Source organism: Pseudomonas sp. MWU318 (assembly GCF_016756945.1).
In the GTDB taxonomy this organism is placed as follows: Bacteria; Pseudomonadota; Gammaproteobacteria; order Pseudomonadales; family Pseudomonadaceae; genus Aquipseudomonas; species Aquipseudomonas putida_A.
On sequence record NZ_JAESJL010000001.1, the window covers coordinates 1 to 11,974 of the forward strand.

10 protein-coding genes, 1 tRNA gene and 4 pseudogenes are annotated in these 11,974 nt (G+C 55.8%); 5 read left to right on the forward strand and 10 right to left on the reverse strand.

Going from position 1 to position 11,974, the window contains the following annotated elements; translation table 11 throughout:
- Positions 1-197 precede the first annotated feature (197 nt).
- Positions 198-419 carry a hypothetical protein gene (locus JN524_RS00005; RefSeq protein ID WP_202368007.1) on the forward strand — a complete coding sequence of 74 codons (222 nt, stop codon included), beginning with the start codon at positions 198-200 and terminating at the stop codon, positions 417-419.
- A gap of 550 nt (positions 420-969) precedes the next feature.
- A pseudogene (locus JN524_RS00010) lies at positions 970-1,952 on the forward strand (LLM class oxidoreductase).
- Between the two features lie 38 nt (positions 1,953-1,990).
- Here JN524_RS00010 and JN524_RS27200 read toward each other — a convergent pair.
- The 5 genes and pseudogenes from JN524_RS27200 to JN524_RS00030 form a co-directional block, all read right to left on the reverse strand.
- A pseudogene (locus JN524_RS27200) lies at positions 1,991-2,173 on the reverse strand (monovalent cation:proton antiporter-2 (CPA2) family protein); the annotation flags it as partial.
- 193 nt (positions 2,174-2,366) lie between these two features.
- Positions 2,367-2,669 (reverse strand): putative quinol monooxygenase, encoded by a 303-nt coding sequence (locus tag JN524_RS00015; RefSeq protein ID WP_025569629.1) that lies wholly within the window; start codon positions 2,667-2,669, stop codon positions 2,367-2,369.
- Positions 2,670-2,895: 226 nt separating this feature from the next.
- On the reverse strand, positions 2,896-3,996 hold the full coding sequence (locus tag JN524_RS00020) for a low temperature requirement protein A (protein WP_202368008.1): 1,101 nt from the start codon (positions 3,994-3,996) through the stop codon (positions 2,896-2,898).
- 97 nt (positions 3,997-4,093) lie between these two features.
- Positions 4,094-4,633, reverse strand: a complete 540-nt coding sequence (locus JN524_RS00025; RefSeq protein WP_169841904.1) for a DsbA family protein — start codon at positions 4,631-4,633, stop codon at positions 4,094-4,096.
- Between the two features lie 11 nt (positions 4,634-4,644).
- A pseudogene (locus JN524_RS00030) lies at positions 4,645-5,187 on the reverse strand (redoxin domain-containing protein).
- A gap of 509 nt (positions 5,188-5,696) precedes the next feature.
- On the opposite strand from JN524_RS00030, the pseudogene JN524_RS27210 reads away from it, so the two are divergent.
- A pseudogene (locus JN524_RS27210) lies at positions 5,697-5,810 on the forward strand (FAD-dependent oxidoreductase); the annotation flags it as partial.
- Positions 5,811-6,143: 333 nt separating this feature from the next.
- Here JN524_RS27210 and JN524_RS00035 read toward each other — a convergent pair.
- A tRNA-Ser gene (locus JN524_RS00035) sits at positions 6,144-6,231 on the reverse strand.
- Positions 6,232-6,354: 123 nt separating this feature from the next.
- Between JN524_RS00035 and JN524_RS00040 the strand changes: the two genes are divergently transcribed.
- Positions 6,355-7,026: a Bax inhibitor-1/YccA family protein gene (locus tag JN524_RS00040; RefSeq protein ID WP_027613775.1), complete on the forward strand. Its 672-nt coding sequence runs from the start codon at positions 6,355-6,357 to the stop codon at positions 7,024-7,026.
- A gap of 64 nt (positions 7,027-7,090) precedes the next feature.
- Here the strand turns inward: JN524_RS00040 and JN524_RS00045 are convergent, their stop codons facing one another.
- The gene (locus JN524_RS00045; protein ID WP_098963888.1) at positions 7,091-7,417 is read right to left on the reverse strand and encodes a YceK/YidQ family lipoprotein; all 327 of its coding nucleotides are present in this window, start codon (positions 7,415-7,417) and stop codon (positions 7,091-7,093) included.
- Between the two features lie 58 nt (positions 7,418-7,475).
- Positions 7,476-7,913: an Lrp/AsnC family transcriptional regulator gene (locus JN524_RS00050; RefSeq protein ID WP_038368669.1), complete on the reverse strand. Its 438-nt coding sequence runs from the start codon at positions 7,911-7,913 to the stop codon at positions 7,476-7,478.
- A 150-nt stretch (positions 7,914-8,063) separates the two neighbouring features.
- Here JN524_RS00050 and JN524_RS00055 point away from each other — a divergent pair, with 150 nt between their 5' ends.
- Positions 8,064-8,960, forward strand: coding sequence for a DMT family transporter (locus JN524_RS00055; protein ID WP_202368009.1), 897 nt, complete (start codon positions 8,064-8,066; stop codon positions 8,958-8,960).
- Here JN524_RS00055 and JN524_RS00060 read toward each other — a convergent pair.
- Complete coding sequence (locus tag JN524_RS00060; RefSeq protein WP_202368010.1) at positions 8,947-10,836, reverse strand: acyltransferase family protein; 1,890 nt, start codon at positions 10,834-10,836, stop codon at positions 8,947-8,949. The genes JN524_RS00055 and JN524_RS00060 overlap by 14 nt on opposite strands.
- Before the next feature lie 79 nt (positions 10,837-10,915).
- Entirely contained in the window at positions 10,916-11,956 is a 1,041-nt protein-coding gene (locus JN524_RS00065; RefSeq protein WP_179353376.1) for an FUSC family protein, read from the reverse strand.
- Between the last annotated feature and the right edge of the window lie 18 nt (positions 11,957-11,974).

An 11,974-nucleotide genomic window follows, 5' to 3' on the forward strand; every position in this document is an offset into this window, starting at 1 on the left:
GAAGCGGACAGTGGACAGTGGACAAACATCGTCACAGGAAGATAGCGCGAACTCGGTGGTAAAGGTCCGAAACTGGAGCCGTTCACCAAATCGAATCCTGAGTACGGTATGGGTGGTGCGCAGCAACTCATCCCTAAACCTGGTACCACCACTATCATCAAAGCAGCTGAAGTCACGATTTTGCCGGAGAAGTAACAGTGCTAACCGATCTAGAGGCGCGCGTAGCGCTCAAAGAACTGATTGAAAAATACCTCAAGGGAAGAGATCCCGATTACGACCGTCTGATCGAAATTGTTCAGGATCCTTCGCGGCAAGTTCCGATCAAGGGTGTGCTTGAGGACATTAGACAGTACAACAAGGTTCAGTACACGCAGCAGGAGCTAGAGCTGATCGACGACCTTTTGTACCTGTATGGCTAAGACAGAACGTACTGGTAGCGGGCAAATGGTTGAAATATGAACGCCTTCGATCAGCGCCTGCTAAAGCTTTGCGAGACCAACGCAATGGCTTTGCTCATTCTGGCCCTATTCTGATATCTAGCATTGCCCGATAGCTACCACTGATGACAGGGCTGCTATCGGCCATTAGCGGCCGTTCTGGAATGGCAGGAAACGACCGATAACTGTCTTCGATACGCAACTTTCGCCCGGCAGCGGCTCGATTGTAAGAATATGGCGGAGAGCTGCAAAACCGCCTACGCTTATAGAATGATTCCTCGAACGCCTTGCCCATCTGGTGGTATAGAGCCGAGAGATCTGACTTCCTTTGACCGTCCACTTAACACCCACCCGGACCGACCCGCGCCTATCGCCAGTAACTGGCCCTTGAATCCGGTCCACATGACCAGCAGTACGGCGCAACGGGTAAAAGCCAGATCCAGTCCCCCCACCTGCCGTTCAAAAGCGACCGATGCCGCAGCACCTCTGGAAACGGGGGCGCTGTTCACGTTCTGCCATGAGGTCAATCCGTATGTATCGGCCGAGCACGATTCCTTACCAGCAGCATCGAGGGTTCAGCCGAACCTTCACTCAGGGGCATTTGAGCCTTGGATTATTCTTTCCCATGGAGGCGTTCGACGGGGACACTCCGAGCATGCTCAACCAGGTCACACTGGCTAAACAAGCCGAGGCGCTGGGCTTCTGCGCGCTCTGGTTTCGCGACGTGCCGCTTCGCGACCCTGGCTTCGGCGATGTCGGCCAAGTCTTCGACCCCTGGGTTTACCTGGGTTATATGGCCGCCCATACCTCGGAGATTACACTTGGCACGCCTCCATCGCCATCCCGCTGCACCATCCCCTGCACACGGCCAAGGCGTCAGCCAGCGTCGATCAGTTGAGCACTGGTCGCTTGATTCTGGGGGTTGCTTCGGGAGATCGGCCAGTGGAGTTTTCGGCGTTTGGCGTCGATCCCGAAAGGCGTGGAGAGATCTTTCGAGAACACTACGAAGTGATTCGCCGCGCCCACAGCACCAGTTTTGAGCCCATCCACTGGAGCACTGGTGAAATGCAAGGCGCAGACCTGATTCCGAAACCTACCACCCAATTCATTCCAATGCTCGTGACCGGCAACAGTCGCCAGTCACTGGATTGGATCGCGCGTGAGAGCAACGGATGGATCAACTATCCGCGCATTCCGAATATGCAGCGGCTGGTCGTGGAAGATTGGCGATTGGAGGTCACCAGGCAATGTGGCTCTGTGTACAAGCCCTTTACTCAGTCGCTGTACATCGATCTCGATGAGAATCCGTCCACGCCACCCACACGTATCCATTTGGGTTTCAGACTGGGACGTTACCATCTACGGTTTTTGCTGGAGTCGCTTGAGGAAATCGGCGTGGACCACGTCATTCTCAATCTCAAATATGGCAAGCGCCCTGCGGCGGAGGTTATCGAGGAATTGGGTACGCACATCGTTGCGCAGTTCGGAGTGCAGCCGCGTCAGGCAGCTCATTGAACATCGGTCACTGCTACGCCGACGAATGCTCACTTGACGAAACCATAAGGTGTCACGGCGCGGATGACCTCCGGTTCTATATCACTGATGGAGATCTTCGCGCCATGAGCGACCGGTGCCCGGCAAACAATCTACCCTACCCAGCCTAAACCCGTGATGAACACGTTGCCTTGCAGATTCTGTGCGGCTTCCACGCCGTCCATGGACACGATTTGCGCGCGTATCCTTTCACTTAACCGAGCGCGCGAGCATGGTATGAATCCTTGACACGGCACTTTAGCCATGACTTTTATCTTCAATACAGGTGTTTTGATTGATCACCGCCCGGAACAGCAGCAGGCCCAGGCTATCCTGATTTTCACAAAATACATCCTGGGCCTCCCCGAACTGAATGGAACTTCCTGTTGGATTTGCTTAACCGGGCAGCTTGGCCGCAAGGACGTCAACCTTCTCGATTGATGGAGGTTCGGCAAACAGCTCGGCAGCATTTGCCATAAGCGCCGCCGCGACCTTGCCCGAAAGATGAGCCTGCCGGCCCGCTTCATCCGGGAATGCGTCAAAGATGCCAAAGGTAGACGGCCCCAAGCGGATTCCAAACCAGGCTGTAGTGGCTGGCTCCTCCTCCACTAAAGGAAGGCCGCTCAAGAGAAAGCGCTCCACCTCTTTCTCTTTCCCAGGTTTTGCTTCCAGACGAACGAACAACGCTACTTTGACCATGACGTGGCTCCTGTTGTTACGATGCGGCTGGTGCTATCTGGTCGCAATAGCTAAAAGGGGCATCCGGCTGTTAACTATGGTCGACGACACCACGATTACAAACCCAAAGAGACCAAGGGTAGCGTCGCATGTCGCTCGGACACTGAGAATGACGTAGTAGGCAGCGCGCAAACCGCAGACCAGCCGCTTGATCACTTTTCCCGAGCTGTGGCCTGATAATCAAGACTCAACGATATCTGAAATTCAGGAGAACATAACAGATCATGGTGACTGTCAAGCCGACCAATATGTACTCGACACGCGGTAGAAATATAACTAACCCACCTAAAGAAAACACGATCAAGGTGTTTTGCAGTATGTATTTCCTTATTCGACTCACAGCTATGAAATAGCCATATTGCTTCCCCAGGAAAAACAAGACCATGCCGGTGATCGACATAATCTGGAAATCGCGCATCGCAATGTCATTCAGGATCGCATGCCTGATCAAATTTGCCAGAAGCGCCAACCCCATAAAAAGAAAAAGGTGCGAGTAGATCAAGGCGTGCCCACTCATACTGCTGTGATTTTTGCTCAGCAGGTAAAAACTATCAAAATAGATCCACCAGATACTGCAGATCATGATGAATCCGGTGATGGCCGCCATCACATTGTAATAACCCCATTGAATGTTAGATAAGCCTCCGGAAAGGCTAATAATTGACTCCCCCAATAAGATTAGGGTGAGTAGGCCTATGCGCTCAACCAAGTGCTCTGTGTGTGCTGGCAACGGCTTTAATTTAGTCCAGAAAAATACAGGAAACAGAATATCAAGAACAATCCCAATATAAGCAACAAGGTAACGCAAGGGCGGGTCAAAAATAACGGATGAAAGGCTAATAACTGCGCTAACTAATAGGGCGAAGCCGAGCCTTGAGGAAAGTTCGCCGCGAGAATCGAGTTTACTAATGGACGAAATATACATAACACTGATCATCGCACGTATACCAAAATAGCAGGCAATAATAAGCGGGTAGTTCACTTCCAGGTTTTCCCCGATCCGTGCCGATAGCACAATGAGCAGGAGCATTATGAATAATGTTGCCAAACGGTGAAGATTGCTGTCTGTATCAAACCTGTTGGAGTAAATCGTGTGACTGGACCAGATCCACCACAACGGTACAAAAAGCAGTAAGAATGTCCATAGTTGCTTATGTTCAAAGTGGCCTTCATGAACATGTCCGAGAGTGTGCGTAACCTGGCCAATCGTAACAACGAAAGTTAGGTCAAAAAACAACTCCAACCATGTTGCATGTCGATTTTTTTCATAATATTTCAAAGATTTCATTAGCTGCCGGCTCCGTGTACACCTCTTTAATGTAAAAGGAAGCTACGTTGGTTTTTCCTCGGCTCCGATGTGGGTGATGCCAAGCCGATTTGGCTCTCTAGCGATTTCGTCCGCGCACTAACAGAAGCTCAATCATTTGACTCATCTCGTTAAACTCTGGGACCCCGTCATAGCGAAGCCCGTCAAAGTAAAACGCCGGAGTACCGTTCACGCCGCTGCGTACACCGCCATTGAAGTCGGATTGTATTTTGGGGATGTAAGTGTCCTCTCGCACGGCAACGTCAAGTTCTTCGCTGGAAAGGCCGTGTTTTAGGACAATGGCGCGATACAACGGCAGACCCAATCGATCCTGATTTTCATACAATTCGTCGTGAGCCTCCCAGAAGAACCCTCGACTCCCGGCATACTCAGCGGTGACCGCTGCACCCAATGCATGGGGGTGAGCGGTGGTCAGAGGGAAGTTACGGAACACAAAAAGCAAGTCATTGCGAAAATGCTGTTGCAGATTCTTGACCATCCAATACGCTTCACCGCAATAGGGACATTCATAGTCGCCAAATTCCACCAAGGTGACCTTGGCATGCGCACTTCCCTGACGATGGTCGTTGGCACTTACCGGGACTTTGAGAGTGGCCATGTAATCACCTGTTAATTTTTGATTGGCGTGCCTTGTGGCGAATTCGCCAGAGCATCCAGCGCATCCAGAATGCCGTCCGCCCCAGGGTTGATTGCCATTGGTGAGACGTAGCTCCAGGCGACCACCCCCTCCTTGTCAATCACGAACAGTGCCCTCTTACAAACTCCGAGCTGGGACTCGTACGCTCCATACTGTCGTGCCACCGCCCCTTTGGGCTCGAAATCGGCCAGCAGGCTGAAGTGAAAATTCCTATCTTTGGCAAAGGCCTGATGACACTAGGCGCTGTCAACCGAGATACCCAATAGCACCGCACCGTATTCTCTGAAGGTGGGTAACAACTGGTTGTACAAGGTCAGTTGGTCACCACACACCGAAGTCCAGTCAGCGGGATAAAACGCCAGTATCACGGGGTTCCCCTTTAACTCGCGCAGCGACAACTGTTGATCAGGGGTTGCGTGAAGAGTGAAGTCGGGCGCGACAGTGCCGGCCGGCAGCGGACCCTGAACCAGGTCGCCATTGGTTTTTTGTGCATCATCGAACTTCAAAGTATTCATTGCTTGAACCTTGATAGATGGGTGGTTGGGACGTGCTCAGTGGGATGCGACGTGCCCGGCGGGATAACTCCATCCACCATCAAGGGGTTCAAAAAAAGACAACGCTGCCTCGATCTCAGCCTGAGCCTGAGTGATTTCGGCAGCGAAACGTTCACGTTCCGCATCAAGGAACACAAGAAGATCCGCCGTGTAATCGCGGAATTGGATTAGGCCAGGTTGGCAGGGGAATGGTCAGATTCGCTCTGGCTCACCAATGACTATAGTCGTTGATGACGCTTGCCGTAGTAGCTGAACGAATTTTCGGAACCCTCCAGTGCCAACAACACTCACGCGCTTATCTTGCTGCCATTTCAGGCGGCGTTTTAACACGATGATTTTGTCAGCTATTTCGCAACTTCAGACAAATCTACATCTGCTTTCTGGACGACAACTGCTGCCCGTTACGACAAGCAGAAATCGACCAGTGGCAGACAATGAACCGCCTTCAGGTCGACAGAATAAAGGTTGATATGAGAAATGCTCTGGGCAAACGAGTCGTTGTCATCAGTGCCGGCATCGTGGGCACTTCGCTGGCGTATCACCTAGCTGATAAAGGCGCGAATATCATCTTGGTTGAGGCTGAAGGTAATCAAAGATGCGGCTCGTGCAGCGATGGTGCTGTACCTAACGAATAGTCGAGATCGGTCTTCGGGAAGCTGAGCGGTAGCCTTTGCGAATATTGTCACTGACCGCTATTGGCCGGAAGCGGTCACTCGGGCGCCATCAAAACGGCCAAGGTCATCTTGATGAACTCCTCGTTCTAGTCGATCGTCCAGAGTGCGCCGTGCAAGTTCTCGGCGACATCTGCCGATCCGCGCTGCTCGTCAAGTTATGGAACGCATTCGGCTAGGCGGAAATTTTTCAGGACGCCAGAAACGACAAAGCCCTGAATAATCAGGGCTTTGTCGTACATAAGATGGCGGAGGCGATGGGATTCGAACTCATGGACCTGTTACAGTCGACGGTTTTCAAGACCGTTGCCTTAAACCACTCGGCCACACCTCCGTTTGCGTTGCGGGCGCCATAATACCTGAATGAAACACACTGTCAAACTCTGTGCATGGCTTGTTACAGAGCGTCTGTTATGATCTTTGCCACTGAACGTTTCAAACCAACAGGAGTGTCGCCATGCGCGAACAGGATTACGCAGTTCACAACAGCGTGCAGGCTGAGCAGCTAGAGGTTAGCCGCGTCCTGCGCAACACTTACGGTCTACTGGCGCTTACCCTTGCATTCAGCGGTGTGATGGCGTTCGTGGCCCAGCAGATGCGTGTCGGCTACCCGAACATTTTCGTAGTGCTGATCGGTTTCTACGGGCTGTTCTTCCTCACCAACAAACTCCGTGATTCCGCGTGGGGCCTGGTGTCCGCCTTTGCGCTGACCGGTTTCATGGGTTTCCTGCTCGGCCCGATCCTCAACCGTTACCTGGGCATGCAGGGCGGCGCAGAAGTGGTCAGTTCGGCATTCGCCATGACCGCGCTGGTGTTCGGTGGTCTGTCGGCCTACGTGCTGATCACCCGCAAGGACATGAGCTTCCTCGGTGGTTTCATCACCGCCGGTTTCTTCGTGTTGCTGGGTGCAACGCTGGCGAGCATGTTCTTCCAGATCAGCGGCCTGCAACTGGCGATCAGCGCCGGTTTCGTGCTGTTCTCATCGGTGTGCATTCTGTTCCAGACCAGCGCAATCATCCACGGTGGCGAGCGCAACTACATCATGGCAACCATCAGCCTGTATGTATCGATCTACAACCTGTTCATCAGCTTGTTGCAGATCTTCGGCATCATGAGCCGCGACGACTGATCGCTGCTTGTGAATCAACAAAAAACCCGCTTCGGCGGGTTTTTTGTTGTCTGCGAAAAGCGGATCAGTTAATCACCATGCTGCCATCGGCCTGCTGCTTGTAAATCGTGTAGGGCAGCAAGAATGTGTCCAGCACACCCGAAACCGCCGCATCGACCACCAGGCCAAGGGAGGCGTTGTTGTAATTGAACGCGTCGACGTCATCCGGCTTTTCGGCGTGCAGCATGCAGAAGTCGTAGGTTGCACCGCTGTAAATGCGCGGCACAGCGCCGCAGTAACTTTTCTTGGTCTTCAACTGGTCCACGGAAGCCTTGTCGCTAAGCACGACGGTCTGCACCGTCCCGCACCCGCTGAGCATCAACACTGTCAGCATCACTGCCTGAATTCTCATGACCGCCAATCCTTCGCCGGAAAAACCTCAATCTACGCCGAACAGGCGCAGAAAGCATTCACGCCATCGGCGGCAAACGGCGTTTGACCGGGGTTTTCTTGACGATCGCGGTGTTGGTTTCGGCCAGCGTGTTGAGGCGGTCGAGCAGGGTGTCCAGCTGTTCCATCGATCGCACATGCAGGCGGGCGATGAAGCAGTCCTCGCCGGTGACTTTGTCGCACTCGGTGAATTCCGGGATCGACATGATCTGTCGTTCCACTTCCTGCAGTTGCCCCGGCAGTGGACGTACCCGGACGATGGCCTGGAGTTGATAACCAAAGCATTTGGGGTCGATCTCGACGGTATAGCCCTTGAGCACGCCGCGTTCCTCCAGCCGGCGCAGGCGTTCGGCCACGCTGGGTGACGACAGGCCGCTGATCTGCGCCAATGCCTTGAGCGAGCGGCGCGAGTCTTCCATCAAGGCGCTGATGAGGATCTGGTCGATATCGTCGGTCATGGCGCAACTCCGGCATTAGGCATTTGAGGAAAACCACCCGCGATAAAAAAGGCAGAAACCGAGTTTAGCCTGCTTTTTGCTCTGGAGGCGCTCGGGGTCGGCTTGGCATACTTTTGCCATGCTTTCGTCAAACGCTTAGGGAGATCGATGATGGACAACACAATCCGCCGTGGTTCATTGGAAATGACCGCCGCCATGCTGATTTCCGGGACCATCGGTTGGTTCGTGCTGATCTCCGGGCAACCGGTGCTGGATGTGGTGTTCTGGCGCTGTGTGTTCGGCGCCGGCACCTTGCTGCTGATATGCGCGGCGTTCGGCTTCTTGCGTCCGGGCATTTTGACCCGCACCACGTTTCTGCTCGCGGTGCTCAGCGGGGTAGCGATTGTCGGCAACTGGGTGTTGTTGTTCGGCTCATATTCCCGCGCCTCTATCGCCATCGGCACGGCGGTCTATAACGTGCAGCCGTTCATGCTGGTGGGTTTGGCGGCGCTGTTTCTCGGCGAGAAAATCACCTTGCAGAAGCTGTTCTGGCTGGCGATTTCCTTTCTCGGCATGCTGGCAATCGTTAGCGCCCATGGCACGCAGGGTGAGAGCGGAGGTGAGTATCTGCTGGGTATTGCGCTCGCATTGGGCGCGGCGTTGCTCTACGCGATGGCGGCGCTGATCATCAAGCGCCTCACCGGCACGCCGCCGCATCTGATCGCGCTGATCCAGGTCTGCACCGGAGTGCTGTTGCTCGCGCCGTTCGCGCACTTCAACGGCCTGCCGCAAACCAACGGCGCCTGGGCCAGTCTGGTGACGCTGGGCATTGTCCACACCGGCCTGATGTACGTGCTGCTGTACGGCGCGATCCAGAAACTGCCGACTGCCCTGACCGGTGCGCTGTCCTTCATCTACCCGATTGCGGCGATTTTCGTCGACTGGTTCGCCTTCGGCCATCGCCTGGAGATCCTGCAATGGGTCGGTGTCGTGGCGATTCTGCTGGCCGCCGCCGGGATGCAACAGGGCTGGGGCCTGAAAGGCCGGCGCCAGCTCAAATCGGCTTGATCAGATCCTTGAACAGGCCTTTGAGCTGCTGATTGCCGGCATCCACCAGATGATTATCGTCAAAGTACAGCGGCACGCCGTCCATGGAGCCCATGCAATTGCCGTTGGGGCACAGGTACGGCGTCGGGTCGATCACCGTCGCGTTGCAGCGGCTGGCGGCGGCTTCGATGGTTGCGATGGCGATGCGGTTGCGCTTCTCATAGACCTGCAACGGCAAGGAAATGTCTGTGTTTTGCCGGAACAGACGCTGATTCAGATTCAAGCCCTTGTAGACGCTGAAAGGCATCTCCGGGATCGGTTTGACGATATACACCGGATGGTTTTCCGCGATCGAGCAGACCGTGCTGACGTACTCTTCGGTATACGCTTCGGCAAACGTAGCCTGGCGCTCGGGAAAGGAAATCCGGTAGCTGTTTTCCCGGCCCGAATCCGCGTACAGCGCCGCACGGCTGAACAGCACCACCGGCACCCCGGCGTACGCGGTTTTCAGTTGTTGCAGCTTTTCCTGATTGAAGCCCCGGCACTGGCTTTCGACGGTCTTGTCGTGCATGGCGAAGTGCGTCAGGGTCGGGCAACCGCCCCGTGACCACGACAACGCCGCTTGCGGGTTGTCCATCTGCACCGCCGCTGCGGTGGATTGCGCATGGCTGTCGCCGTACAGAATCACCGACACATCACCCGTGCCCAGTTTGCAATCCGCCGCCGCATAGGCATTCGGGTAGCACTCCTGCGGATACAGCTTGCTGGTGTATTCCGGCTGGCCGAGTTCGACCAGCGCCGGGCGCCAATCGGGGTGCTGCTTGACCAGCGACGACGTTGCTGCCGACACCGCAACCACAGCCAAAGTCAGTGACGCGAACTTGATCACCGTGCGTGCGGCGGTCGGACCTTTGTTCACCTTCGATTCCACCAGGTAGAAGGACAGGGTGCCGAAGGCGAACGAGGCGATCATCGCGTCGATTACGTGCGGCCAACTATTCAACAGGCCGCACAGGTAAAGCAGTACCACCAGCGGCCAATGCCAGAGGTACACCGAGTAGGAAATGCTCCCGACAAACTGCAGCGCGGGATTGCGGCTGAATCCGGATCGGGTGTTGCCATGAATCACCAGCATCGTGCCCAGTACCGGTACCAGTGCCAGGTAGCCCGGCCACAGATCCGCCTCAGAAAAAACCAGCACGCTGACGGCAATCGCCAGCAAGCCGAATCCTTCGCAAATCGCGCCGCCGCGCTGGCTCAATCTTAGGGGAAACAGAAAAACCAGCCCGCCAGCGATCATTTCCCAGGCGCGGGTGGGCAGCATGTAGAAGGCGAACGTCGGGTTGACGCGGGTCACGACGATGGACGCCAGCAGCGAAATCAGCGCCACGGCCAGCAAGGCAAAGCGAGTTTTATCGGTGCCGAAGAACCGGTGCAGCCCCATGATCAGCACGGGGTAAAGCAGGTAGAACTGCCATTCGACCGACAGCGACCAGGTATGCAGCAACCAGTTTTCATGCAGCGGCGCCGCGAAGTAATTGCCGCTTTGGGCAAAGCTGAAGTTCGAGCTGAACAGCAGACTGCTCTTGATCGTACGGATGGTTTCGCGCAAGTCATCCAGCGGCAGATAAAAGTAGCCGAAGATCAGCAGCGCAACGCACAGGACCAGCAGGGCGGGAATGATGCGGCGGGCGCGGGAGGCGTAGAAACCGAGGAGGGAAAAGTTCTGCTGCTGCACGCCATTGACGATGATGCCGGTCATCAGGAAGCCGGAGATGACGAAGAACACGTCTACGCCGACGAACCCGCCCTCGAACCCTGGCACCTTGAAATGAAACAGCACGACCGCGAGCACGGCCAGTGCCCGCAGGGCGTTGATACTCTTCCTGAATTGCATTTATGCGTCCATGTCACATCCGTTGTGCGGCGCATTGTAGTGATGATGTCGGCTTTGTTACATGGTTTTTTCCGCTGATTCAGATGTTCCAGCGCGGCGCCGTCATCGCCAGGCGTTGGCGCAGTTCGCCAATGTTCGCGGCCAGTTGTCGGGTCAGCAACCGGTAACCGTCCAGCGTGCTGTAGACCGGTGTGTCGAGGCTCGCGTCAGGCAATTCCAGCGGGCGCTGCAGACGTTGCGTGGCGCCAGACTTCAAGGCCCGGGCCATGCCGATCAGTTGCACGCGGATCACCCGGTGCTCGGCCCGTAGCGCCGATTGCAGGTGCGCCATGGCTTCGGGGTCGTTGGCATCCGGGCGGGTGTTGCCGAGGATTTCCAGGGTGCTGACGCACATCCGCAGGTTGCGTTGAATCGCGTCCAGCTCGGTCATGGAAATTTTCACTTCCTTGGACACCGAAGGCATCAGCGAGCGCAGTTGCACCATCACTGTGGTCACCCGGCCCATCAGCTTCAGATGTTCATCGGCGCTGACCGGTTGGCCGCTGATGATCCGCCCGTACAACGTGGCGCAGTCGCGCAAGGCATCGGCCAGGTTGTAGCGCCACGAATACACCGCGTACAGCGGCAGGGCGAAGGAGAACGCCAGGGCCAGGGCGATACCGATCAGAATGTCGACCCCGCGCCACAAGCCGTCGGTGATTGGGTTGTCGCCATGCCCGGCGACAATGAACACGGTGATCGCCGAAAGCAGGGCGGTGTAACCACCCTTGCCGATCGCGTGATAGGAGAAGAAGCCGCAGACCACCGCCATGGCAAAGTAGGTCAGCCACGGCAGGCCCAGCCATGCCTGTTGCGCCACCAGCAGCAGACCGACACCGGCACCGATCAGGGTGCCGGTGGCGCGTTCGGCGGCTTTCTTGCCGATGTTGCCGTGGTGTTGCAGGCCGCCGATCACCACCAGCATGGTCACCGAAGCCCACTCGCCGTGGGGCAGGTTGATGCCGGTGGTCAGCAGGATGGTCGCCAGCAGCCCCAGCGCTACCCGCACCGCGTGAATCAATCGGGCGTGCTGGTAGCGGCGGTACGGGTCCAGCAACGGACGCAGGATTCGCCGCAGCAGCGGTGGCAGTCGTTGGGT